Here is a 24,463-nt window from a genome sequence, read left to right as displayed (position 1 = left end):
ATTTATTAACCCCCGGCATTCCGGCCGGAATGCCGTTAATCTCACAGGGATACCCGCACCATGCGATAAATACCGGCCAGCGGCGCGCTGGGGCGCCGTCTACTGGCGCGTGAGGAAGACGAGGTTCCAGGTGCCCGCGCCGAGGGCCGCGGCGACGGCGGCTGCCGCGATGCCGAGTCCGCCCAGCAGCACCCAGGCGTCGATTCCGCTGAACGTGGACGGCCGGGCCCAGGTCCGCGCCGCGCCGCCGAACCCGCGGGCCTCCATGGTCACCGCAAGCCGCGACGCGCTCCGGATCGCCTGCACCAGCAGGCCGAAACTCTGGCCCAGTGTGGCGCGGAACCGCTGATAGGGGTTGCCGCTTGAGCCCACTCCGCGGGCCCGCCGGGCCATGCCAATTGTCTGCCATTGCTCGGCCATGATCCCGACCAGCCGCATAGCGGCCAGGGTGCCCAGGACGAACCGGTGCGGCAGTTTTGCGTTCTGGGCCAGGGCGTCGGCCAGGTCTGTGGGGTCAGTGCAGCTCATCAGCAGCACCGCAGGCAGTGCGATCGCGAGCCCGCGGAGCATGAAGCCGATCCCCAACTGCAGGGAGCCGGCGCTGATGGACCAGATCCCGGCGTCGAGCAGGACGGGGCCGGCGTCGGGGGCCAGGATGGCGGTGCTCCAGCCGCCCAGCGCCGCCGCGAGGATCAGCGGCCAGCCGCGCTGCCACAGCAAGGCCAGGGTCAGGCCGGCCAGCGGCAGGAGCAGCAGTTCGAGGGCCAGCGCCACCGACGCCGAGACCCAGTCAATCGACAGCGCCAGGACCAGCGTGATCAGGGTGACCGCCGTGAACTTGGCGAGCGGGTTGGCGCGGGTCAGCAGCGCATGGTTGCCGCGCAGGCTCAGTGCGTCCCTCATGGTGAGGCCCCCTCCGGCAGTTCAAGGTCCGGGCCGGGAGCATCCGCGGCAGCCGTTTCCAGTGGCCGGAGGCGGAGTTCGGTGCCGCCGAGGACGGCGCTGAATTCGGCGTCGTGCGTCACGGAGACGACGGCGGTGCCGGCGTCGAGGAGTTCGGACAGGAACGACGCGAGTTCTGCCCAGGTATTGGCATCCTGGCCGAAGGTTGGCTCGTCCAGGACCAGCACCTGCGGGTGCGCCGCCAGCACGGTGGCTACCGAAAGGCGGCGCTTCTCGCCGCCGGAGAGCGTGTAGGGGTTGGCGTCCACGAGCTCCGTCAGCCGCAGCCGCTCCAGCAGCTCGTCCACGCGGTCCTCGCCATAGCCGAGGTGGCGGGGGCCGAACATGAGCTCGTCCAGGACCCTGCCGGTGACGAACTGGTGCTCGGGTTCCTGGAACACGGTGCCTATCCGGGCGATCAGCTGCTGGGCCTTCCACCGGTACGGATCGGTTCCGGCGTCCCCGCTTCCGTGTCCTATGGCGCCACCACTGGCGCCACCGCTGAGCGCCGGCGCGGCCGAGACCGTTCCGGCAACGGGCCGCAGGAGACCGGCCAGCGTCAGCGCCAGGGCGGACTTCCCCGCTCCGTTCGGTCCGGTGATGGTCAGGGCCTCGCCTGCGCGGACCTGGACCGAAACCCCGGACTGGACCGGACGCGGCGCGATCGTGCGGAAGCCGTCGCGCAGCCCGGCCCGCCGCGGCCGCTCGCGGGACACCGCGAGGCCGTCGGCCGCGAGCAGGAGCTGCCCTGCGTCCCGTGCCGGCAGCCGCGTCCGGGTCGCCGGGACGTAGCCCGGCACCCAGACTCCCGCGCCGATGAGCATGTCCCGCGCCTCGGCCAGGACCCGGTCCGGCGGCCCGTCGATCAGTACCGCAGAGTTCAATACGGCGGAGTCCGTGGCGGATCCGGGCTGCAGCACCACGATCCTGTCCACCAGGTCTTTCCAGACCCCCACCCGGTGCTCCACGACCACCAGGGTTGCGCCGGTCTTGTCCAGGCAGCGGCCCACGGCGTCACGGACCTCCAGGACGCCCGCGGGGTCGAGGTTGGCGGTCGGCTCGTCGAGCAGCAGCAGCCCGGGCCGCATCGCGAGGATCCCTGCGAGCGCCAGACGCTGCTTTTGTCCGCCGGAGAGGGCCGACGTGGGGTGGTCCAGCGGCAGCCGGCCCAGCCCGACGTCGTCGAGCGCCTCGCGCACGCGCGGCCAGATCTCCGCCGCCGGTACCGCCAGGTTCTCCGCTCCGAAGGCGACGTCGTCGCCGAGGCGGGAAAGCACCACCTGGGTTTCCGGGTCCTGCTGCACAAGCCCGGCGCGGCCGCGCTGCGCCCGTGGCGGGGCACCGTCGATCAGCAGGCTTCCGGTCTCGTCAGTATCTTCCGTGTCGCCGGCGTCGCCGGCTGGCCCCGAGGCGCCGGCCGCGCCGTCGCCCAGCACGCCGGCCAAGGCGTGGAGCAGCGTCGATTTGCCGGCGCCGGAGGGGCCCAGCAGGAGCACGCGCTCCCCCGGCTGGATGTCCAGGTCCAGGCCACTGAGCGCGGGCCGGGGCCTTCCGGCGTGCCGCCAGCCCCAGCCGCGGGCCGTGACGGCGGCCGGCCGGACGCCTGTTGAAGATCTCATGGGTTCTCTGCGGGATTCAGGATAAGAAGGTTCAGGAGAAGACGGGCTCCGTCGCGGCCTTGCGGGAGGCAAAGGAACCCAGCACTCCGGTCTTGGCCAGGCCGCGGGTGGCGAGCCAGGCCAGTCCGCCGGCAATCACCGCGCCGGAGATCGTGGTGAAGACGATGTAGGCGAGCTTGTCGCCGGCTGCGTAGGCGATGTTCCAGCCCCACGGCAGGAAGGAATCGTTGAGGCCGCAGAAGAGGCCCGCGCCGGCTCCGGCCAGCAGGGACACCGGCAGGTTGAACTTCTTGTAGAGGAAGGCCGCGAAGACGAGTTCCGCGCCGAGGCCCTGCAGGACACCGGAGATCAGCACCGTGGTGCCGTACTGCGACCCCATGATGAGCTCGCCCGTGGCCGCGACGGTTTCGCAGAAGAGCGCCGCGCCCGGCTTGCGGATGATGAGCATGCCCAGCACCGCCGGGATCATCCAGCCGCCGGCGTAGAGTCCGGTCAGCGGCGGGTAGAGCGCGTTCAGCGGGACGTAAACAAGGTTCGCGCCCTGGGACCAGGCCCAGAAAATGACGCCGCCGGCAACGGCGATCAACGCGGCCACCACAATGTCCACCACACGCCAGTTGTAGTTGCGCCGGGCCGATGATCGGCTGGCGGAACCATGCTGTGCTGAAATATCTGTCATGTCGTCCTCCTGAGGAACAGGAGGGGAGGGTGCTCCGGCCGGGCTCGGCTTCCGCCGCCCTCCGCGCACCCTGAGAACTCGACTCCCTTGCGCCGGTACTAACCGGATCAGGTTCGAGGGTCTGCGGCTGTCCGCACTCTCAGCGCCCACCAAAGGTGTCCCCGGATTTTCCGGCGATGCCCGACGGCGGCGCTCCCCTGTCGTAAATTGTTTCGCCCTTGTGGGCTGGCTCAGTTTACACCCGGGCGGCCGGGTTTTCAGTGGTGGGCCGTCACAATCCGGGACCGGGCAGAGACGGCCACCGCGGCCGGGAACAGCCCCTTGGTAGAGTCGACGTGTCGGACACCTGGACCCGCCAGCCGGCGGCCTCGTCACCCACCGGAAAGCTGGATTATTTTGACGCACACACCGGCTACACAGGATCCCTCCGGGGAGTACGACCCCGACTCGAGCGAGCCGCAGCCGCAGGGATCCCTGGCGGCGCTCATCGGCCGCGTGCTGGCCGAGATGGATGCGCTCCAGTTCGCGTCGTTCAGCAAGGACGACGCCCTGGACCTCGGACTGCTCCTTGTCGAGCTGGGCAGGCAACGCTCGCTGCCCATTGCCGTCGATATAACCAAAGGCGAGCAGGTGCTCTTCCACGCCGCTCTCGACGGCGCCACACCGGACAACGAGCGCTGGATCAACGCCAAGAAGCGCACCGCCGTGCGGTACGAGGTCCCGTCCCTGCTGGTGGGTCTCCGGGCCCGGGCAGCCGGCGGAAGGGTCGAGGACAACGCTTGGTGGGATCAGATGGAGTTCGCCGCCCACGGCGGGGCGTTCCCCATTTACGTGCGCGGCACAGGCGCCGTCGCCGTCGTCACCGTCTCGGGCCTGCCCCAGAAGGCCGACCACGAACTCGTGGTCGAGGCCCTGCGAATGGTCCTCACCCCGGAACGCTAGGCTAGGGAGAGACCCCGTTCCCGTCCCAAGGAGACCGAAGAATGAACATCCTCATCAAGCTGCTCGGCACCGGCATCAGCCTCCTGGCCGGCTTTGCCGGCACCAAGCTCGTGGACACCATGTGGGAAAAGTCCACGGGCAACAAGCCGCCCAAGGGCCAGGAGGACGACGTCCCCACCACGCTGCGCTCGGCCCTGACGTTCGCCCTGATCTCCGCATCGGTCAGCGCCATCATCCAGGTGCTCGCCAACCGGGGCACCCAGCGCGCGATCACCCGCTTCGCCAAGACCCAGGACATCGTCTGACCGGACTCGACTAGCCGCGGCGCCGGTCGAGGCGCCGGTCGCCGGGCAGTGCACCTAACGCGCTCAGCGGCCGGCTTCGTCGTCGTCCACTCCGTGCTTGGCCGCCTGCTGGCCCGCTGCCTGTTGAACTACGGCCTCGAGCTCGTCGGAGCTCAGCAGCTCCGGATGCAGGTGCTTGGTCCGGTAGCCGGCCCGGCCCACCATGTGGGCCGACACTGGGACGGTGAGCAGCTGGAAGAGCCAGGCCACCACCAGGACGGGCCACACCCACCAGGTGCGCATCTGCAGGCCAAGGGCCGCCAGCAGCAGGAACAGGCCGAGGACCTGCGGTTTGGTGGCGGCGTGCATCCTGCTCATGAGGTCCGGGAACCGCAACAGCCCGACGGCGGCGGCGAGGGACATGAGCGCGCCCGTCACCATGAACACGGCGGAGACGGCGTCGATCACTGTTTCAGGATTCACGGACGCTCTCCCTCCGCTCAGCCACGAACCGGGCCACGGTGACCGAGCCGACGAAGCCGATGAGGGAAATCGCAACGAGCAGCATCAGGTTGTTGAGGTGCCGGTTCACGGCCATGTCGATGCAGAGGGCCGCACCGAAAATGGCCAGCAGCACGTCGGCGGCGAGAACCCGGTCCAGCAGCGAGGGGCCCCGCCCGATCCGGACGATCGCTCCCGCGGCGGCCAGGGAAAGTACGACGGCGGTCACCGTCAGGACGGTCTGCATCATGCGGCGATCTCCTGTGTCAGGGCGGACAGTTCGTCTTTGGTCCCCATGATTCTGATCAGCCCGGCCTCGGTGTCCCGGACCTCCTTGCGCAGCTTGGCCGCGTCCTCTGGATTGCGGACGTTGATGCCGTGGATGTAGAGCGTGGACGTTGACCTGTCCACCTCCACCACGAGGGATCCCGGAATCAGCGAGATCACATGCCCGGTGGCCGTGACCAGGAGGTCGGAATGGCTCCGGAGCGGCACGGCGACAATTGCACTGACCACGCTGGGCCCGCGGACCACGGCGAGGTACAGGACCTGGAAGCTTGCCGCGACGACTTTTCCGAGGAAGCTGAGGGCGAAGGGCACGGCACGGAGCACGTTGAAGCGGCCGCCGAGCTCCACCGGGGGCAGATAGAAAATGCGCGCCACGAGCACCGCGATGATGGCCCCGAACAGGAGGTTGCCTGCGCTGAAGTTCTGCCACAACGCGCCCCAGACAAAAACGAGCCACACCAACAGCGGCAGTTCCTGACGCAGCGAGATCCTTTTCCGGTTCATTTGCCGCCGCCCTGCGGCTGGCCCTGCGGCTGGCCCTGCTGCTGGCGCGGCCCGGTCTGGGCCGCTGGCGGTACCGGCGGCACCGGCACGTCCTCGCCAAGCACGGCGTGGATGTAGGGGGACCTGTCCAGCATCTCCTCGGCGGACTGGTCAGCCACCCTGAACAGCGGCCCGGCGAAGACCGTCAGGGCCACGCCGAAGACCACCAGGCCCAGGGTGGAGCCCACCATGGTGCGGGGCAGCAGGGTCACGTTCGTCCTCCCGGCCCGGTCCCCGGTGGCGGAGTCCTCCGGTGCCGCCAGGAGCACCGGATCGGGGTGCTCAGCGTCCTCGGGCTTGCGCCAGAACGCCCGGTTCCAGACCCTCGCGATCGCCAGCAGGGTCAGCAGGCTGGTCAGCACTCCGCCGATCACCAGGGCGTAGGCCAGCGGCGTGCCCAGTTCTACACCTGCCTGAAGCAGCCCCAGCTTGCCCAGGAAACCCGAGAACGGCGGGATTCCGGCCAGGTTCATGGCGGGAACGAAGAACAGGACCCCCAAAACCGGGGAGAGTTTGGCCAGCCCGGCCACGCGGTCCATGGACGAGCTGCCGCCGCGGCGCTCAATCAGGCCGGTCACCAGGAACAGGCTGGTCTGGATGGTGATGTGGTGGGCCACGTAGAACACCGCGGCGCCCAGGCCGGCCACCGTGGACATGGCCAGGCCGAACACCATGTAGCCAATGTGGCTGACCAGGGTGAAGGACAAGAGCCTCTTGATGTCGCTTTGGGCCAGGGCGCCGAGGATGCCCACCACCATGGTCAGCAGCGCCGCGACCATGAGAGGGGCGTTGAGCGCATCCCCCGGGAAGAGCAGCGTCTCCGTGCGGACCATCGCATAGACGCCCACCTTGGTCAGCAGGCCGGCAAACACCGCGGTGACCGGGGCCGGTGCAGTGGGGTAGGAGTCAGGGAGCCAGAAGGACAGCGGGAAGACGGCGGCCTTGATGCCGAAGGCCACCAGCAGCATGACGTGCAACAGCGTCCGGGTGCCCTGGTCAAGGTCCCCGAGCTTGATGGCGAGGTCCGCCATGTTGATGGTTCCGGTGGCGCCGTAGATCATGGCGATCGCGATCAGGAACAGCACCGAGGACACGACGGAAACCACCACGTAGGTCACGCCGGCCCGGATGCGCGGGCCAGTCCCGCCGAGGGTGATGAGCACGTAGCTGGCCGTCAGCAGGATCTCGAAGCCGACGTAGAGGTTGAAGAGGTCTCCGGAGAGGAACGCGTTGGACACCCCGGCAACCAGGATTAGGTAGGTCGGGTGGAAGATCGAGACCGGCGCGTCGCGGTCGCCGTCGGCCATGCCCTGTCCCGTTGCGTAGATCAGCACCGCAAGGCTCACGGCCGAGGACACCACGAGCATGAGCGAGGAGAACTGATCCACTACCAGCACGATGCCCCAGGGCGGCAGCCAGCCGCCGATGTCCACCGCGGCCGTCCCGCCTTCCCAGACGGAGGCCAACAGCCAGCATTCCAGCAGCAGGGTCAGGGTCAGGACGGCGATGCTGATCGCGCGCTGGGCCCGGGGGTAATGGATGAGCAGGAACGTCAGGGCGGCGCCCAGGATGGGGAGTACGACGGCGAGCGGGGCAAAGCTGGTGATGTTCACTTTCCGCCTCCTTCCTTTCTGGGGTCAACGTTCAGGGAACCGGGCTGTTCTTCAGAGGCGGCCTTGTCGGCCCGCACGGGGCGGCCACCGGACATGACCGCGGCTGTGCCTGTGGGTACGGGGCCGTCGGAGCCGACCATGGCCAGCGGGAACTCTGAAGTCTCGACCGGTATCACGGAGTCGTCCTCGGCATCGAAGCTCGGCGTTTCTGCGACGCGGCGGTCCTCTGCGTCGTCCTGGATTTCATCCTGGCGGGCCAGGACCCAGGTGCGGTAGATGATGCCAAGCATGAACGCCGTGACGGCGAAGGAGATCACGATCGAGGTCAGGATCAGGGCCTGCGGCAGGGGGTCGTTGTAGTCCACCGCCGGGGTGTCCTTGTCAAAGATCGGCGCCAGCCCGGCGTAGCCGCCGGTGGCGAGGATCAGCAGGTTAGTGGCGTTGGCCAGCAGCATCAGGCCCAGCAGGACCCGGGTGAGGCTGCGCTCAAGGATCAGGTAGATGCCACAGGCGTAAAGGGCGCCCATGACCGTCAGCAGGGTCAGGTTGACGCTCATGTTCTCCCCTTGGAAGTGGTTTCCGCGTCGGCGGCCTCGACGGGGGCCTCGGCTGGGGCTCCGCCACTCTCCTCGTCTTCCGGGGGTTCGGCGGGCTCTTCGAAGTGCTCGTCGATTTCCGCACCGAGGCTGCGCAGCACGTCCAGTGCCAGTCCGACCACCACGATGTACACACCGATGTCGAAGATGGTCGAGGTGACGAACTTGATGTCGCCGAAGACCGGCAGCCACAGCTCCACGATGGCGCTCTGGAACACCTCGCCGCCCAGCAGCAGCGGCGTCATTCCGGCGGCCGCCGCCGTGGCCAGGCCGATCCCCAGCAGGGTGCCGGCGCCGACGGGTGTGGCTTCGCGGAGTTCGAAGCGGCCACCGGCCAGGTAGCGGATGGTCAGGGCGAGGCCGGCGGTGAGGCCACCGGCGAAGCCTCCACCGGGCAGATTGTGGCCGGCGAGGAGCAGATAGAGGGAGAACACGATGATCGAGTGGAAGATCAGGCGGGTGACCACCTCGAAGATGATCGAGCGGCGTTCCGGCGCAAGGGTCCGGCCGGCCACCAGCCAGGCGTCGCGCGTGGCGGCAGCGAACCGACGGTTCATCGCCAGGGCGGCATCATCCCTGGTGCTGCCCCTGGCCCCGGTCCGCCGGCCCACGGTCCCTTCCGCGACAGTCGCGGACGTCCGGATGCGGTCGCCGCGGCCCCGGACGAAGATGAGGCTGGCCACGCCGGTGGCGGCCAGGGCCAGGACGGAAATCTCGCCAAAGGTGTCCCAGGCCCGGATGTCCACCAGGGTCACGTTGACGACGTTGAGGCCGCCGCCGCCCTCATAGGCCAGTTGCGGGAACTGCAGGGAGACCGGCGGTGCCACCCGGGCGCCGAGGGCGTAGATGGCCACGAAAATCATCGTGACGCCGAAGGCCAGCCCGATCACCACGCGGATGACCCGGTATTTGCCGCCGGTGCGGTCCCGCAGCCCCGGCGGAAGGCTCCGCATGGCCAGCACGAACGCCACCAGGATGATGGTTTCGACCAGCATCTGGGTCAGGGCAAGGTCGGGGGCCCCCTGCAGCGCGAACATGAGGGCAATCCCGTAACCGGTGACGGACACCATCAGGACGGCCAGGAACCGTTTATTGGCGCGCACCGCGGCCAGCGCCCCGATCACGATCCCGGCGCCGGCCACCAGTTGCAGCGGCGCACCGGGATCTATGAAGTAAAGACCCTCCGGCAGCGGCTTGTTGGCCAGCAGCAGCGCCGTCAGCGGCAGGACGAACGCAACGGTCAGGATGACGGAGAGGTAGAAGAACAGCGAGCCTCGCTGGGTCCGGCCGGTAATCCAGACGGCGGTGTCGTCCAGGGCGCCGATCGTGTACTGGTAGGCGCGGTCGCTGTCGATCCAGCCCGGCACCAGTGCCTGAAGCCGGGCCACGGCGTTGCGGCCGTAGAACATGGCCAGGCCCAGGACGAACGTCACCGCGGTCAGCCCCAGGGCCGGGGTAATGCCGTGCCACAGTGTCAGGTGCCCGGGCGAGGACTCGGGGCCGTCCACAAAGAGCTCCGCATACGGCTGGATCCAGCCGTCAACGGGGGCGGGCCATAGTCCGTAAAGGACCGTGAGGAGGCTCAGGATCGCCGGCGCGGCAAGGAAGGCGGGTTTGACCGGCTTGAAGGCGGTGGGCTCCACGCCGGGCTTGACGGCGAAGGCGCCCCACATGAAGCGGGCGCTGTAGGCGAAGGTCAGGACGGAGCCGAGGACCACGCCTCCCAGCAGCCAGGGCCCGGTCCCGGACTCCGAGCTGTACTGGATGAAGGCCTCGAACACCGATTCCTTGGCGACGTAGCCGGCCAGCGGCGGTACGCCTGCCATCGAGGCCGCGCCGATCGCCGCTACGATCGCCAGTGCCCGGGCCGAGCCGTAGACGCCGGAGAGCTCGCGGATGTCCCGGGTCCCGGCCTGGTGGTCAATGATGCCCACCACCAGGAAGAGCGTGGCCTTGAACAGTCCGTGCGCCAGGAGGAAGGCTAGTCCGGCGAGCGCCGCCTCGGGGGTGCCCAGGCCCACCACCATGGTCATGAAGCCCAACTGGCTCACGGTGCCGTAGGCGAGGATGAGCTTGATGTCGGTCTGCCGCAGGGCCCGGTAGCCGCCCACCAGCATGGTGGCCAGGCCCAGGCCGAGCACGATCGGCAGCCACGGCGCGGTTTCCGCGAATCCGGGGGCCAGCCGGGCCACCAGGTAGATCCCTGCCTTCACCATGGCCGCGGCGTGCAGGTAGGCGCTCACGGGTGTGGGGGCAGCCATCGCGCCGGGGAGCCAGAAGTGGAACGGCACCAGAGCGGATTTGGTGATCGCACCGACCAGGATCAGGACGACGGCGGCACTCACGGCCCCGCCCGCGGGACCGGCAATCAGGGCGGGGGCCAGCTCCACGATGGCCTGGATCCGGTAGGTTCCGGCCGTCGAACCGAGGATGATGAGCCCCACAAGCATGGCCAGCCCGCCGGCGGTGGTCACCACCAGCGCCTGCAGCGCCGAGCGACGCGCGGACAGCCGGGTGCGGGCGTAGCCGATCAGCAGGTAGGACAGCACCGTAGTCAGTTCCCAGAAGATGAACATCAGCAGGAGGTCATCAGCGGTAACGAGGCCGAACATCGCACCGGCGAAGGCCAGGAGCTGCGCGCCGAAACCGCCGAGGTAGTCGTCCTTGTTCTCGAAGTAGCGGGCGCAATAAACCAGCACCAGCGCACCGACCCCCAGCACCAGCAGGGACATGACCCAGGCCAGGGCATCCATTCGGAACGCGAGGTCGAGCTGCAGCCCGGGAATCCAGGGCACCACTTCGGTGATCGCCCCGGACGAATAGACTGCGTCGTGCTGCAGCAGCAGCCAGATAAACGAGGCCGCGGGGACCGCGGCCAGTGCGAAGAACGAATTCCTGCCAAACTTTCGGAACAGCAGCGGGGCCACAGCAGCCACCGCAAAGTGCACGGCAAGGACTGTGATCACTGGTGTCTCCGCAACGTCAGAAAGTCGATTGTCAGCAAGTTGGAGCAGGCGGGTCATTTGTTAGGTTCGGTGCCGACAGTTTACCAAGCGTGTACAAATTCTTTTGGCGGGGACGCCGGCCGCTGCGCATTTCGACGCCAAAGCAACGCCGGAGTTAGACCATGCCCGGCAAAACCCGCCGGAGACTCCGTACGCTCACCTCGGAGAACACCCTGGGCGGCTACCATTCAGGCTATGAACACTGCCGCCGCCCCCGAGGCCATGCGCCCCTCGGAACTGGAATCGGGACGTCCCGTCACGCACAGGGGCCGGGTCCTCGCCTGGGCCGCGTGGGACTGGGGTTCGGCAGCCTTCAACGCCGTCATGACAACATTTGTTTTCACCGTCTACCTGACCTCCAAGGCATTCGGCGGGGAAGACCAGGCCTCGGCGGTCCTGGGCGCCGCGCTGGCCGTCGCTGGCCTGGCCGTCGCCCTCCTGGCCCCGGTCACCGGGCAGCGCTCGGACGCCGGCGGCAGGCGCAAGCTGTGGCTGGGGGTCAACACGGCCGCCGTCGCACTCCTGACCGGGCTGTGCTTCTTCGTCTTCCCGCGGCCGGACTTCCTGATCCTCGGCGTCACGCTGATAGCACTGGGCAACGTCTTCTTCGAATTTGCCGGGGTCAACTACAACGCCATGCTCACCCAGATCTCCACCCCGCGGAACATCGGCAAGGTCAGCGGCTTCGGCTGGGGAATGGGGTATCTCGGCGGCATCGTGGCCCTGCTGATTGTGCTCCAGCTCTTTGTCCAGCCCGGCTTTGACTGGTTCGGCGCCACCACCGTGGACAGCCTGAACATCCGGCTGGTGGCAGTGTTCTCGGCCCTGTGGTTCTTCATCTTTGCCTTGCCCGTGCTGTTCGCGGTGCCGGAGCTGCCACGCTCCGAGCGGGACGCGGGGATTGGGTTCCTCGCGTCCTACGGCCTGCTCGTCCGGCGTATCAAGGCGATCTACCGGACCAGCCCGCACACCATCTACTTCCTCCTCGCGAGCGCCATCTTCCGGGACGGGCTGGCCGCAGTTTTCACCTTTGGCGGGGTGATCGCGGCCGGCACCTTTGGCTTCGAACTCAAGGACGTCATCTTCTTCGCGATCTTCGGAAATGTCGTGGCCGCCGTCGGCGCCATCCTCGGCGGCTTCCTGGATGACAAGATCGGGCCGAAGGCCGTGATCATCACGTCCCTCGCCGGCCTGCTGGTTGCGGGCACCGCAATCCTGGTCCTCGGCAACGGAAGCTACGAGTTCTTCGGCATGGCCTGGGCCGGGACCACCACATTCTGGATTTTCGGCCTGCTGCTGTGCCTCTTCGTGGGACCGGCCCAGTCGTCCTCCCGCGCCTACCTCGCCCGGCTCGCCCCGCACGGCGAATCCGGCGAGCTCTTCGGCCTCTACGCCACCACGGGCCGGGCCGTGAGCTTCCTCGCCCCCGCCCTTTTCACCCTGTGCATCACCGTCGCCACCCCCTTCGTGGCGACCGGTGAGGCCCAGCGCTGGGGCATCCTCGGCATCATGGTGGTGCTGCTCGTGGGCCTGCTCGTGCTCCTGCCGGTCAAGGCCCCCGACCAGACAGCAATCGCGGTGGTCCCGGAGGCCTGAGACGGCCCAAAAGCCGGTTCGCGCACTAGGCTGATGATATGAACGTGGATGAGACGGACCTCCCCGGCCTCGGCCGGCGCAAGGACTTCATGACTGCCTCCGGACGCCGGATCGGCGTAGTCGAATACCGGGAGGGCCAGACGGAACTCATCGTCTCGACCTGGGACGATCCTGACACCTGCCAGGCCTCCATCCCGCTGACCGCGGACGAGGCCGCCACTCTGGGCAACCTCCTGGGCGGCCAGCGCCTTGCCATGAAACTCTCGGAAGCCCACCGGGAAATTCCCGGCATCGTCACGCGCCAGTTTTCGATCAGCGCCGAGTCCCCCTTCCAGAACCAGCCGATGGGCAAGGCGTGCATCCGGACCCGCAGCGGGGTCTCGATCGTGGCCATCATGCGCGAAGGCGAGGTCGTGCCCTCCCCGGGACCCGACGTCGTCCTTCACCCCGGTGACCTCCTGGTTGCGGTGGGAACGCAAGAAGGCCTGGACACGGCGGCCGGCATCCTGCGCAACGGATAAGCGGCATGGATCCGCTCGCCCTGACCCTGATCGAGCTGGGGGCCGTCGTCTTCTGTCTCGGCCTGCTGGCCCGGCTGGCCGGGCGGATCGGCATGTCCCCCATCCCGCTCTATCTGGTGGGCGGGCTGTTCTTCGGGGCTGGCGGCCTCGTCAAACTCGAAGGCATGCACGAGTTTGCCCATCTTTCCGCCGAGATCGGCGTGATCCTCCTCCTGCTTATGCTCGGACTGGAATATACGGCGGCCGAGCTCGTCACCGGGCTGCGCAGGTCTTGGCAAGCCGGCATCCTGGATCTGCTGCTCAATTTCCTGCCCGGCGCAGGGCTCGCGGTGATGCTGGGATGGGGCGTCGTGGGGGCGATGGTGATGGGCGGCGTCACCTATATTTCTTCCTCCGGGATCGCGGCCAAGGTGATCACCGATCTCGGCCGGATCGGCAACCGGGAAACCCCGGTGGTCCTTTCCATCCTGGTCTTCGAGGACCTGGCCATGGCCGTGTACCTGCCGGTCCTGACCGCCACCCTGGCCGGCGTCAGCCTGCTGATGGGCCTGCAGACCGTGGGCATCTCCCTGGCCGTCGTCACCCTGGTCCTGGTGGTAGCCCTGCGGCACGGCCACCACGTGTCCAAGGCCGTGCACAGCGAGAACTCCGAAGTCTTCCTGCTGAACCTGCTGGGCGCGGCGCTTCTTGTGGCCGGGCTCGCCGCCGCCATGCAGGTTTCTGCGGCCGTTGGAGCGTTCATGCTCGGCATCGCGATTTCCGGCGCCACGGCCCACAGCGCCACCCGCGTCCTGGAACCGCTCCGCGACCTCTTCGCGGCGATCTTCTTCGTTGTTTTTGGCCTCAACACCGACCCCCGGTCCATCCCTCCGGTCCTTGGCTGGGCCCTGTTGCTGGCCGTTGTGACGGCAGCCACCAAGATGATCACCGGGTTCTGGGCGGCCAAACGGGCCGGGATTGGCATTCCCGGCCGTTACCGTGCGGGGGCCGCCCTGATCGCGCGCGGCGAGTTCTCGATTGTCATCGCCGGCCTCGCCGTTGCCTCCGGCGTGGTGCCCTCGGAGCTGGCAGCCCTCGCCACCGCCTATGTTCTGATCATGGCGATCGCGGGGCCACTGGCCGCCCGCTTCGTGGAGCCGATCGTCCGGCTCCTGCGCCGTCCCGTGAGAGGGCCCGCTTTCCGGACCTCCGGCCCGGCGTAAGGCTGCCGCCGGTACGAGAATCGCGGCGCCAGATGTCTGCGCTAGCTATCCGGGCTAGATGTCGGTGAGGTGGAAATTCAGGTGGCTGCGGCTGGCAGTGGGGCCGCGCTGGCCCTGGTAGCGGTTGCCGTACTCCCCCGAACCGTAGGGGTGCTCCGCGGCCGAGGACAGCCGGAAGAAGCACAGCTGGCCGATCTTCATGCCGGGCCACAGCTTGATGGGCAGCGTGGCCATGTTGGAAAGTTCCAGCGTGACGTGGCCGGAGAATCCGGGATCGATGAAGCCCGCCGTCGAGTGCGTCAGCAGGCCGAGCCGGCCAAGTGAGGACTTGCCCTCAAGGCGGGCCGCGATGTCATCCGGCAGCGTCACTGTCTCGTAGGTGGAGCCAAGAACAAACTCCCCCGGGTGCAGGATAAACGGTTCGCCGGACTCCACTTCCACCAGGCGGGTCAGCTCGGGCTGCTCCTCGGCCGGGTCAATGTGGGCGTATTTGTGGTTGTCGAACAGCCGAAAGAACTTGTCGATCCTGACGTCCACGGAGGACGGCTGGACCATGGCGGGATCGAACGGTTCCAGGACAATCCGCTCGGAGTCGATTTCGGTTCGAATGTCGCGGTCAGAGATCAGCACAGGTTCAAAAGTACCCCACAGCGCCCTGCCGGGCTGCACGGACGGGCGCAGCCACCGAGTGTGACTTCACTCGGCCGTCCATTCCGCGGCGAGCATATCTTCGTGGATCTCTTCCCCCGTCCGGGCTTAGATGTCTTCGAAGTCCGCGGCCACGGGGCGTCGAGACAGCGGGGCCCGCCCCGCGCTGCTGCGGGACGGGCCTTTGCCGAAGAGGTATGGGCCTCTCCGAGGTGTGTGCTGCTCCGTGGCTACTTCGCAGGGGCTATTTCGGTCAGCTTCGGCACCGAGAACACTACGATCGCCCCGATCACGGCGAAGGCCGCGAACATGTAGAAGTTGAGCTGCCAGCCGAAGGCCATTCCGGCAATCAGCCCGCCGATCAGCGGCCCGCAGATGGCGCCGATGCGTCCGATTCCCAGAGACCAGCTCAGTGCGGTGGCACTCAGGGACTGCGGGTAGTGGGTGGCACAGTAGCCGCCCACGAGGATCTGGGTGCCCACCGAGCCGAGGCCGGCGAACGCGACAATCACGAGCAGCATCGCCAGCGGCAGCTGGAGGCTCAGCATGAGGATCGCCACGAAGGCCAGGATGAAGGACCCGGTGACCACCTTGCGGATGCCGATCTTGTCCGCCAGCACGGAGGCGCTGATGGAGCCGACTATCGCGCCGGCGTTGAGGACCAGCAGGAACGTCAGGGCATCCCCGAGCTGGAACCCGGCCTGGCGCATGATCTGCGGGAGCCAGGTGTTCAGCCCGTAGACCAGCAGCAGTCCGCAGAAGTTCGCGAGCGCAAACAGGACGGTGGAGCGGACCCACTTGCGGGTGAACAGGGTCTTCATGGCCGATTTCGGCGCCTCGGCGCCAGTCTTGACGTCCTCGGCAGTGACGATGTCCGAGTAGACCAGGCCGTAGCGGTCCGCGGTGGCCTTCGCTTCTTCGATCCGCTGTTTGCGGGCCAGGTACGCCACCGATTCGGGCAGGACCTTCCAGGCGATGGGGAGCAGTGTGACCAGAGGCAGGGCGCCGATGGCGTACATCCAGCGGAAGTCGATGTGCTGCAGGAGGTTGATGGCGAGCAGCGCGGCGCCGACGCCGCCCACCGAGTACCCGCTGAACATCACGGCGTTGGCGATCTGGCGGCGCTCCTTGCGGGCGTATTCGACCGTCAGCGCAATGCAGGTCGGCACGATGCCACCCAGGCCGAGGCCTGTCAGGAACCGCAGGAAGCCGAAGACCTCGGCGGACGGCGCGAAGGCCGTGAGCAGCATGCAGATGGAGAACCACGCGATGCAGGCGAGCATGATGCGGCGGCGACCCAGCTTGTCTGTCAGGATGCCGACCGAGAGCGTGCCGACCAGCATGCCGACCAGGGCGAGGCTGCCGATCAGGCCGGCCTGCGCGGGAGTGACACCCCATTCCTGGAATTTCAGGATCGTGGGGACGGTGGATCCGTAGACCACCAGGTCGTAGCCATCAAAGACGATGGCCAGGAAACACAGGATGAGGACGGCGTGGCCCTTCCAGTGGGTTGTGGCCTCGTTGCGCAACTCAGTCGACATTGACTGCGTCATGGATGTACCTCTCGTTGAGATTTCGTAGGAGATTTGTGCGGTGGCTCACATGCTGTGCCCACTGTGTCACGCTTATATTCCGACAGTAAACAAATCAGCATATATCGTTTGCGTAACGATCGTCAGGCATTGTACGGACGGTGTCAGTGTCCCTTGAACGCCTCGGCGAGCCACCAGGCGCCGCCGTCGGACGCGATCTTGGCATCGATGACCAGCGGGCGGGAGGGCCGCTCGCGCACCCAGGTGCGGACCCCCTCAAGATCCGCCACGCTGCGGACCGTCACTGCGTCGGCGCCGAAGCCCCGGGCGATCGCGGCGATGTCCGTATCCGGGAAGGTAACGGTACTGAGATCAACGGCGGGGTCGACGGCGGGACCGGCGCCGTCCGCAGCTCCCGCGCCGAAGTGGTGGACTTCCGCCCCGTAGCCGGCGTCGTTGTAGATGATGCAGACGAGCGGCAGCTCCAGCCGGACAGCGGTCTCCAGTTCGCTGATGCCCATCAGGAAGCCGCCGTCCCCGGCGCCGAGCACGGGCAGCCGGTCCGGCCGGGCCAGCGCAGCCCCGATCGCAGTGGAGAGCCCGAGGCCGATCGACTGGAAGGCCTGAGTGAAGCAGAAGCCGAACTCGTCCGGGACCTTCAAATAGGTGCTGGGATAGCCCATGAAGTTGCCGGAGTCGATCGAGACGATTCTCTCCGGCGGCAGGATGGCGTCCAGTTCGCGGCTCAGCACCCGCGGATCGATCCGTCCGCCACCGGAGAGGTCCGGCGTTTCGACGTCGTTCCAGCGCGAGCGTTCTGCGATGGCCGTCGCGTTCCGCGCGGTGCGGTACCTTTGGGCGGGGGCCGGCTGGAGCGTCCGCAGCTCGGTGAGGACATCCGATGCCGTCAGCGCGGCATCCCCCACCACGCCCAGGCCGATAGGCCGGTTGGCACCAAGCGCGGAGTCCTCGACATCGACCTGGACCACGGCGGTCCCGTCCGAGATCAGGCGGCCGTGGCGCATGGTCCACATGTTCAGGGCGCAGCCCCAGCCGACGATCAGGTCGGCGCCCTGGATCAGCTCGGCGCTGAGTGGTGACGAGAATCCGCCCGAGATCCCGAGGGCGAACTCTTCGTCATGGAACAACCCGCTCGCCACCGCGGAGGTGGCCACGAGGGCACCGGCGTGGGCGGCAAGACTGAGCAGTTCCTCCCGCGCATGCCTGGCCCCGCGGCCTGCCACAAAGACGGGGCGCTCCGCGGCGTTGATCAGGTGTGCCAGGCGCCGGACGCTGGGGGCGGCGGGGCGGACCGGCTGGGCTTCGGCGACAGCGGCCGGGTGCGCGGCCGCAGCCTGTGCGGTTGCAGGGGCCGGGGCGGACTGGACGTCGAGGGGGAGGCTCAGCACCACGGTGCGGCGTTCGTTCCGGGCCGTGCGGAAGGCCCGGAGGGTGTCCGCGACAGCAGTGGCCGGCGAATGGATCCGTTCGCTCACGGCTCCGACGCTGCGGGCGAGCGCATCCTGGTCGATTTTGAAGTTGGAGCGGACCGCGGAGGCCTGGGTGTCGGCCGTCAGCACGATCAACGGCGTGCGGCTCTTGGCGGCTTCCCCGATCCCGGTGACGGCATTGCTCAGCCCGCAGCCCTGGTGTGTGCTCACGACGCCCACCCGGCCGGACATCCGGGCGTAGGCGTCGGCCATTGTGGCAGCGCCGCCCTCGTGCCGGGCGGCGGTGAAGGGCACCCCGGCCAGGCGCAGGGCGTTGGTCACCTCGAAATTGCCGCTGCCGACGACGCCGAAGACATGCCCGACGCCGAGCTCCGCCAGGGTCCGGCCGACCAGCTGGGCTACTGTTCCGGCCGCTTGCTGCGGGTCATCGAGCGGCTGCGCAAGCGTGCCGGGCGAATCTTGTGAAGCTACTAGCATGGACTTACCTCCCCCTAAGTAATGCACTCTTCCAGTTCTTCGAACTTCCAGGCGGCCTCCATGAACCCCACCCAGTCCCTTCCCTGCACGGCCACGACGGCGACTCTGGAACGGACCATTGAATGGGTGGATACGGACGCCGCGGGGCACCAGCACAATTCGGCCGTGCTCCGCTTTGTTGAGGCCTGCGAGGCCAAGTTGTTCCGGGACCTGGATCTGCCGGAGTATTTCCCGACGGCCCCGCGGGTTCGCCACGAGCTCAACTACCGGGCGAAGTTGTACTTCGGCCAGCCGGTCACCACCACCGTCGTGGTGGAGAAAATCGGCCGCACGTCCATGACATTCAGCTTTGAGGTGTGGGGCGAGGAGTTCCGCGGCGAACCCCGCGCCCTAGCCGCCTACGGATCCTTTGTCACCGCTCATGTGGCCCAGGGCGGCACGGCCGCCACCCCGTGGCCGGCGGAGCTGACGGCCAAGGTCACCGGCCGCGAGGGCGCCGGGCGGGTCTAGCCCCGCCCGGCACCGCGCCGTCCAGCGCTAGACCGACGCCGGTACTTTGGCCGGCGTCCAGCGCAGGTGCGTCGGCAGTTCGGCGGCCTCCGGCTCCCGCACGAGCGCCAGCCGGGGCCGGACCGCGTCGGTGCGGGCCGCCGGCGGCTTCCGGCTGCCGGCCCGGAACTGCTGCGGCCAGTCGGCGCCGGGCCCCCGGTAGTCCTGCTCGATCGCCGCATGCAGGGTCCACTGCGGATCAAACAGGTGCGTGCGGCCGAGGGCGCAGAGGTCCGCGCGGCCTGCCAGCAGGATTGAGTTGACGTCGTCGTAGGAGGACACCGCCCCCACCGCGATTACGGCGACGCCTGCCTTGTGCGCCACTTCCTGCCGGATCCGGTCCGCGAACGGCGTCTGGTAGCTGCGGCCGTAGGCTGGCGTCTCCTCCTTGACCACCTGGCCGGAGGAGACGTCCACCCCGTCGGCGCCGTGCTCCACGAAGGCCCGGGCAATCGCGACGGCGTCGTGCTCGTCGTTGCCTCCCGGGGCCCAGTCCGTCGCCGAAAGCCGCACGGTCAGTGGCTTGTCCGCCGGCCAGGCGGCGCGGACGGCGTCGAACACCTCCAGCGGGTAGCGCAGCCGGCTCTCCAGTGATCCGCCGTATTCGTCGCTGCGCCGGTTGGCCAGCGGCGAGAGGAAGGAGGAGAGCAGGTAGCCGTGCGCGCAGTGCAGCTCCAAGAGGTCGAAGCCCGAAGCGGCCGCACGGACTGTCGCGGCGACGAACTCGTCCCGGACCTGGTCCATTTCAGCGCGGCCAATTTCTCGCGGCGCCGGGTTGCCGGAGCCGTACGGGATGGCCGAGGGGCCCACCGGCTCCCAGCCGCCCTCGGGGAGCGGCTCGTCGATGCCTTCCCACATGAGTTTGGTGGAGCCCTTACGGCCGGAATGGCCAAGCTGGACGCCGATGGCCGCCGTCGAGCGGTGGTGCACGAACTCGACGATCGCGCGCCAGCTCTCCTGCTGGGCCTCGTTGTAGAGGCCGCTGCAACCGGGCGTGATGCGGCCGGTCTCGGAGACGCAGACCATCTCGGTCATGACCAGGCCGGCGCCGCCGAGGGCCTTGCCGCCGAGGTGGACCAAGTGGAAGTTGCCCGGGACGCCGTCTGTCGCGGAGTACATGTCCATCGGTGAAACGACGATCCGGTTCTTCAGCTCCAGCCCGCCGATCCGGTACGGCTGGAACATGGCAGGGGCACTGCCCGCGATGCCCTGCGTGCGGGCGAATTCCTCGTCCACCCGGGCCGCGAACTCGGGATCGCGCAGCTTGAGGTTGTCGTAGGTGATCCGGCGGCTGCGGGTGAGCAGGTTAAAGCAGAACTGTACCGGGTTCTGGTCCTTGTACATGCCGATGTTCTCGAACCATTCCAGCGACGCCTGGGCGGCGCGCTGGGTGGATTCGACCACGGGGCGGCGCTCGGTTTCGTAGGCTTCCAGGGCGGCCCCGAGCTCGGCGTGCTCGTGCAGGCAGGCCGCCAGGGCGAGGGAGTCCTCCATGGCCAGTTTGGTGCCGGAGCCGATGGAGAAGTGCGCTGTGTGGGCGGCATCGCCGAGGAGCACGATGTTGCCGTGCCGCCAGGACTCGTTGCGGACCGTGGTGAAGTTAATCCACTTGGAGTTGTTGACCAAGACTTCATGGCCCTCAAGCTCCTCGGCGAAGATGGCACGGATCGCCTCTACCGCCGCCTCGTCGCTTTCGCCGGGCCGGAAGGCCTGGTCCTCAGTGGCGTCGAATCCGGCGTTGCGCCAGACGTCCTCGTGCATTTCGACGATGAAGGTGCTGCCCTCGTCCGAGTACGGGTAGCCGTGGATCTGCATGACGCCGTGCTCGGTGTCCTTGACGAAGAACTTGAACGCCTCAAAGACGAGGTCGGTGCCCAGCCACATGTACTTGGACTGGCGGACGTCCAGGCTGGGCCGGAACACCTCGGCGAAACGGGAGCGGACGGCGGAGTTCAGGCCGTCCGCGGCGAGGACCAGGTCGTAGTCCCGGCTGAGTTCCTCAACATCCGGCGCCAGCGTGCTGAAGCGCAGGTCGACGCCGAGTTCGGCGCAGCGGCGCTGCAGCAGCTCGAGCAGCTCTTTCCGGCTCATGGCGGCGAAGCCCTGCCCGCCGACAGTGTGCTGCCCACCCTTGAAGTGGATGTCGATGTCGGTCCAGCGGGCGAAGCGCTCGGACATGTACTCCGCGATCACGGTGTCCGCGTTGCCGATTCCGCCGAGCGTCTCGTCGCTGAAGACGACGCCGAAGCCGAACGTGTCGCTCGCGGCGTTGCGTTCCCAGACGGTGACCTCGTGTTTCTGGTCCAGCTGTTTCATGAGGGCGGCGAAGTACAGTCCGCCCGGGCCGCCGCCGATGATTGCGATTTTCATGTGGTGCCTCTCAAGCGTTCTGGTGTTCGGGGGTGGCGGTGTCAGCGGCCAGCTGCTCGCGCAGCCGGAAGTGCTGGAGTTTGCCGCTGGGATTGCGGGGCAGGCCGTCAACGAAGTGCACCTGGCGCGGGTACTTGTACGGGGCGATGGTCCGCTTGACGAAGTCCTGGATTTCCTTGCGCTTCGCGTCATCGGCCCCGACGCCCTCGCGCAGCACGATGAAGGCGCAGACAACGCTGCCCCGGTCCGGGTCGGGCTTGCCGACGACGGCGTTTTCCATCACGTCCGGGTGCTGGTCAATCGCGGCTTCGACCTCCGGGGCGCCGATGTTGTAGCCGGAGGACACGATCATGTTGTCGGAGCGGGCCTGGTAGTAGAAGTAGCCGTCGTCGTCACGGCGGAAGGTGTCGCCGGTGACGTTCCAGCCGTTGACGACGTAGTCCAGCTGGCGCGAATCGTTGAGGTAGCGGCAGCCGGTGGGGCCGATGACGGCAAGGCGTCCGACGGCGTTCGGGCCGAGTTCCCGGCCGTCATCGTCCAGGATCGTGGCGCGGTAACCGGGGACGGCCGTGCCGGTGGCGCCGGCGCGGATGTCCTCCCCCGCCGCGGAGATGAAGACGTGCAGCATTTCGGTGGCACCGATGCCGTTGACCAGCTTCAGGCCGGTGCGTTCATGGACCGCGCGCCAGGTTTCGGCCGGCAGGTGCTCGCCGGCCGAGACGGCCGTGCGCAGCGTGGCGAGGAGCCCTTCGGCGCCTTCCTTGAGGATCGCCTTGTAGGCCGTGGGTGCGGTGAACAGGATGGTGGCCTTCGCTGCGTGCACGGCCTGCGCCAGTTCGAGCGGCGTGGCGCGTTCGGTCAGCAGCGCGGCGGCCCCGAAACGCAACGGGAAGACCACAAGGCCGCCCAGCCCGAAGGTGAAGGCCAGCGGCGGGGACCCCGCGAAGACGTCTTCCGGCGTCGGCTGGAGGATGTGCCGGGCGAAGGTGTCCGCGTTGGCGAGAATGTCGCGGTGGAAGTGCATTGTGATCTTCGGCGTCCCGGTGGTGCCCGACGTCGGGCCGAGCAGCGCGACGTCGTCCGCCGCCGTCGGGACGGCGCTGAACTCGCCGCTCTTGGCAGCACAGCGGGCCACGAGGTCCGTGCCGGTGCTGCCCCCCATGGCCAGCACCGGCACGTCGTTTCCGGCTGCCTCGGCCAGGTCGTCCAGGAACCGGCTGTCGCACAGGGCGGCGGCCGGTCGGGTCAGCTCCAGCAGGGCCCGGATCTCGTTGGCGCGCAGTGCCGGCATGATCGTGACCACCACGGCGCCGGCCTTGAGCACGCCGAGCCACGCCGCGACGAGCCACGGGTTGTTCGGCGAGCGCAGCATCACGCGGTTCCCGGGGACCACCCCCAAGTCCTCGACCAAGACCTGGGCCACCTGGTTGGCGTGGCGCTGCAGCTCACCGTAGCTCCAGGCGTTGCCGTCCGGGGTGAGCAGGGCCGGCCGCTCGGCACCAAAGCTGCGGACGGCGTCGTCAATCAGCACGGTGGCGGCGTTGAGCTGCTGCGGGTACTGCAGTTCCGGGAGGATGAACTCCAGCGCGGGCCACTGCTCCGCCGGCGGCAGATTGTCACGCGCAAAGGTGTCCTGGTGCGCCGAGGGCGTCAGTTCCATTGCAAACCTTTCGTATCGTCCTTGATAAGAGGTCACTGGTAAGAGGTCATTCATAAGAGGTGGAACGGCTCATCGATTGCTCCGTAACGGCCGTTATGGCGACGCTAAAGGGCAGTTATGGAGCAGTCGACATCCGGATCATGCCTTCCTGGACCACGGTGGCCAGGAGCCGGCCCTGCCGGTCGTAGAAGTGACCCTGCGCCAGGCCGCGGCTGGCCTGGGCGGAGACAGCTTCCTGGACGTACAGCAACCAGTCGTCCACCCGGCCTTCACGGTGGAACCACATGGCGTGGTCCAGGCTGGCCGTGACCAGGCCCGGGTCGCCCCAGGCGTAGCCGTGCACCCGGAGCACCGGTTCCAGGATGGTGTAGTCGCAGACGTAGGCCAGCGCCGCCCGTTGCAGGTCCGGGTCATCCGGCAGCCGGTCGAAGGCCTTCACCCAGACTGCCTGGTGCGGCACCTGCTCCCCCTCAACACTGAGGTAGACGGCGCCCGGCACATGCCGCATGTCGAAGCTGCGGCCGCCGGACCAGTAGGCCGCGGCATCGCCCTCGACGCCGTCAAGCACGTCGGCGGAGGACGGCAGCGACTCCGGATCCGGGATCGCCGCCGGCATGGCACGGGCGAATTCCTCGCCGGATTCCTCCGCGTGGAAGGAGGCCATGGCCACGTAGACGGTCTTGCCGCCCTGGTAGGCGCGGACCTGCCTGGTGGAGTAGCCCCTTCCGTCGCGGAGCCGCTCCACCTCATAGCGGACCTCGGCGCCGATGTCCGCCGGCCGCATGAAGTAGCTGTGCATCGAGTGCAGCGAGCGGTCATCCCCCACCGAGCGCATTGCTGCGGCCGCGGCCTGGGCCACCATGTCGCCGCCGTAAGCCTTGGGCCACGGCACGTACTGCGTCGTGGCGGTGTAGGCCTCGTCGAGGAAGTCCGGCTCCACAGGCGTCAGCTCGAGGGCGGACAGCAGGATCTCCGACGTCGGGGTCATGCCCGGCGGTACCCAGCGAGGACGGAATCGTCGACGTCGTCGAGGTTCACCACAATGTTCTCCGGGGTGCGCGCCGTGAGCCAGACGAGTTCCTCGGTGATGCTCATGTTGGCTTCCACGTGCGGCATGTACGGCGGGACAAAAACCCAGTCGCCCTCGGTCATGTCGATGAACTCCTTGTAGTCCTCGCCGAAGTAGATCCGGCCGTGGCCGCGCAGCACGTAGCCGCCGGTCTCGGCCTCGCCGTGGTGGTGCGGGAAGGAGCGGTAGCCGGGTTCGTTGCTGACCTGGCCGTACCAAATCTTCGTAGCAGGGGTGTGCTGCGGGCTGACGCCGGAGATCCGGACGGCTCCGCCGGACTGGCCGGTGTCGCGGTGCTCAGCACCCTTGCGGGTCACGACGGGGACAACCTGCTCTGTCAGCTGATCGGCAATCTGTTCGGTCATGGTGTTTCCTC

At 68.0% G+C, this 24,463-nt stretch carries 22 protein-coding genes and 1 riboswitch; of the genes, 6 read left to right on the top strand and 16 right to left on the bottom strand.

The annotated features are described in order from the left end of the window. Positions 1–99: 99 nt before the first annotated feature. From BLS42_RS09370 to BLS42_RS09360, 3 genes are read right to left on the bottom strand one after another with little or no spacing between them, the layout of a single operon-like run. Complete coding sequence (locus tag BLS42_RS09370; RefSeq protein ID WP_090579946.1) at positions 100–903, bottom strand: energy-coupling factor transporter transmembrane component T family protein; 804 nt, start codon at positions 901–903, stop codon at positions 100–102. Then, positions 900–2,561: an ABC transporter ATP-binding protein gene (locus tag BLS42_RS09365; RefSeq protein ID WP_090579944.1), complete on the bottom strand. Its 1,662-nt coding sequence runs from the start codon at positions 2,559–2,561 to the stop codon at positions 900–902. The genes BLS42_RS09370 and BLS42_RS09365 overlap by 4 nt, the downstream gene beginning before the upstream one ends. A 31-nt stretch (positions 2,562–2,592) precedes the next feature. After that, a complete protein-coding gene (locus tag BLS42_RS09360; RefSeq protein ID WP_090579942.1) occupies positions 2,593–3,240 on the bottom strand; it encodes an ECF transporter S component in 648 nt (215 codons plus the stop codon). Positions 3,241–3,306: 66 nt separating this feature from the next. Further along, positions 3,307–3,449: riboswitch (TPP riboswitch) on the bottom strand. Positions 3,450–3,636: 187 nt separating this feature from the next. Here BLS42_RS09360 and BLS42_RS09355 point away from each other — a divergent pair. Beyond that, the gene (locus BLS42_RS09355) at positions 3,637–4,182 is read left to right on the top strand and encodes a heme-degrading domain-containing protein (RefSeq protein ID WP_090579938.1); all 546 of its coding nucleotides are present in this window, start codon (positions 3,637–3,639) and stop codon (positions 4,180–4,182) included. A gap of 41 nt (positions 4,183–4,223) precedes the next feature. Continuing rightward, positions 4,224–4,487 carry a DUF4235 domain-containing protein gene (locus tag BLS42_RS09350; protein WP_090579936.1) on the top strand — a complete coding sequence of 88 codons (264 nt, stop codon included), beginning with the start codon at positions 4,224–4,226 and terminating at the stop codon, positions 4,485–4,487. A gap of 63 nt (positions 4,488–4,550) precedes the next feature. On the opposite strand, the gene mnhG is transcribed toward BLS42_RS09350, so the two are convergent. From mnhG to BLS42_RS09320, 6 genes are read right to left on the bottom strand one after another with little or no spacing between them, the layout of a single operon-like run. Further along, a complete protein-coding gene (gene mnhG / locus BLS42_RS09345; protein ID WP_256336363.1) occupies positions 4,551–4,949 on the bottom strand; it encodes a monovalent cation/H(+) antiporter subunit G in 399 nt (132 codons plus the stop codon). Next, the gene (locus BLS42_RS09340; RefSeq protein ID WP_090579929.1) at positions 4,939–5,217 is read right to left on the bottom strand and encodes an MrpF/PhaF family protein; all 279 of its coding nucleotides are present in this window, start codon (positions 5,215–5,217) and stop codon (positions 4,939–4,941) included. The genes mnhG and BLS42_RS09340 overlap by 11 nt, the downstream gene beginning before the upstream one ends. Further along, the gene (locus BLS42_RS09335; protein ID WP_090579926.1) at positions 5,214–5,759 is read right to left on the bottom strand and encodes a Na+/H+ antiporter subunit E; all 546 of its coding nucleotides are present in this window, start codon (positions 5,757–5,759) and stop codon (positions 5,214–5,216) included. Before BLS42_RS09335 ends, BLS42_RS09340 begins: the two co-directional genes overlap by 4 nt. Then, positions 5,756–7,411, bottom strand: coding sequence for a Na+/H+ antiporter subunit D (locus tag BLS42_RS09330; RefSeq protein ID WP_090579923.1), 1,656 nt, complete (start codon positions 7,409–7,411; stop codon positions 5,756–5,758). The genes BLS42_RS09335 and BLS42_RS09330 overlap by 4 nt, the downstream gene beginning before the upstream one ends. Beyond that, positions 7,408–7,968, bottom strand: a complete 561-nt coding sequence (locus tag BLS42_RS09325; protein ID WP_090579920.1) for a Na(+)/H(+) antiporter subunit C — start codon at positions 7,966–7,968, stop codon at positions 7,408–7,410. The genes BLS42_RS09330 and BLS42_RS09325 overlap by 4 nt, the downstream gene beginning before the upstream one ends. Beyond that, the gene (locus BLS42_RS09320) at positions 7,965–10,973 is read right to left on the bottom strand and encodes a Na+/H+ antiporter subunit A (protein ID WP_090579917.1); all 3,009 of its coding nucleotides are present in this window, start codon (positions 10,971–10,973) and stop codon (positions 7,965–7,967) included. The genes BLS42_RS09325 and BLS42_RS09320 overlap by 4 nt, the downstream gene beginning before the upstream one ends. 234 nt (positions 10,974–11,207) lie before the next feature. Between BLS42_RS09320 and BLS42_RS09315 the strand changes: the two genes are divergently transcribed. Genes BLS42_RS09315 through BLS42_RS09305 form a run of 3 tightly spaced genes read left to right on the top strand, consistent with a single transcriptional unit; the run spans position 11,208 to position 14,331 of the window. Beyond that, complete coding sequence (locus BLS42_RS09315; protein ID WP_090579914.1) at positions 11,208–12,608, top strand: MFS transporter; 1,401 nt, start codon at positions 11,208–11,210, stop codon at positions 12,606–12,608. Positions 12,609–12,646: 38 nt separating this feature from the next. Continuing rightward, on the top strand, positions 12,647–13,129 hold the full coding sequence (locus tag BLS42_RS09310) for a cation:proton antiporter regulatory subunit (protein WP_090579911.1): 483 nt from the start codon (positions 12,647–12,649) through the stop codon (positions 13,127–13,129). A gap of 5 nt (positions 13,130–13,134) precedes the next feature. Beyond that, on the top strand, positions 13,135–14,331 hold the full coding sequence (locus BLS42_RS09305; RefSeq protein WP_090579908.1) for a cation:proton antiporter: 1,197 nt from the start codon (positions 13,135–13,137) through the stop codon (positions 14,329–14,331). A gap of 54 nt (positions 14,332–14,385) precedes the next feature. On the opposite strand, the gene dcd is transcribed toward BLS42_RS09305, so the two are convergent. The 3 genes from dcd to BLS42_RS09290 all read right to left on the bottom strand — a co-directional run bounded on the left by dcd (position 14,386) and on the right by BLS42_RS09290 (position 18,439). After that, on the bottom strand, positions 14,386–14,961 hold the full coding sequence (dcd, locus tag BLS42_RS09300) for a dCTP deaminase (protein ID WP_090579904.1): 576 nt from the start codon (positions 14,959–14,961) through the stop codon (positions 14,386–14,388). A gap of 248 nt (positions 14,962–15,209) precedes the next feature. Further along, entirely contained in the window at positions 15,210–16,532 is a 1,323-nt protein-coding gene (locus BLS42_RS09295; RefSeq protein WP_218122091.1) for an MFS transporter, read from the bottom strand. A 143-nt stretch (positions 16,533–16,675) separates the two neighbouring features. Continuing rightward, on the bottom strand, positions 16,676–18,439 hold the full coding sequence (locus BLS42_RS09290) for a thiamine pyrophosphate-binding protein (RefSeq protein WP_090579898.1): 1,764 nt from the start codon (positions 18,437–18,439) through the stop codon (positions 16,676–16,678). A 60-nt stretch (positions 18,440–18,499) separates the two neighbouring features. On the opposite strand from BLS42_RS09290, the gene BLS42_RS09285 reads away from it, so the two are divergent. Then, positions 18,500–18,949, top strand: a complete 450-nt coding sequence (locus BLS42_RS09285) for an acyl-CoA thioesterase (protein WP_090580392.1) — start codon at positions 18,500–18,502, stop codon at positions 18,947–18,949. A gap of 27 nt (positions 18,950–18,976) precedes the next feature. Here the strand turns inward: BLS42_RS09285 and BLS42_RS09280 are convergent, their stop codons facing one another. From BLS42_RS09280 to BLS42_RS09265, 4 genes are all read right to left on the bottom strand, one after another. Then, positions 18,977–21,358: a bifunctional salicylyl-CoA 5-hydroxylase/oxidoreductase gene (locus tag BLS42_RS09280; protein ID WP_090579895.1), complete on the bottom strand. Its 2,382-nt coding sequence runs from the start codon at positions 21,356–21,358 to the stop codon at positions 18,977–18,979. Positions 21,359–21,368: 10 nt separating this feature from the next. Beyond that, positions 21,369–23,018, bottom strand: a complete 1,650-nt coding sequence (locus BLS42_RS09275; RefSeq protein WP_090579887.1) for an AMP-binding protein — start codon at positions 23,016–23,018, stop codon at positions 21,369–21,371. Between the two features lie 115 nt (positions 23,019–23,133). Then, a complete protein-coding gene (locus tag BLS42_RS09270) occupies positions 23,134–24,006 on the bottom strand; it encodes an acyl-CoA thioesterase (protein ID WP_090579884.1) in 873 nt (290 codons plus the stop codon). Further along, positions 24,003–24,452 carry a cupin domain-containing protein gene (locus BLS42_RS09265; RefSeq protein ID WP_090579880.1) on the bottom strand — a complete coding sequence of 150 codons (450 nt, stop codon included), beginning with the start codon at positions 24,450–24,452 and terminating at the stop codon, positions 24,003–24,005. The genes BLS42_RS09270 and BLS42_RS09265 overlap by 4 nt, the downstream gene beginning before the upstream one ends. Between the last annotated feature and the right edge of the window lie 11 nt (positions 24,453–24,463).

It is taken from the genome of Arthrobacter sp. ov407 (genome assembly GCF_900102895.1).
Taxonomy (GTDB): domain Bacteria; phylum Actinomycetota; class Actinomycetes; order Actinomycetales; family Micrococcaceae; genus Arthrobacter.
The sequence above is the reverse complement of the archived record's forward strand: the minus strand, read 5'-3'. Positions and strand labels throughout refer to the sequence as shown.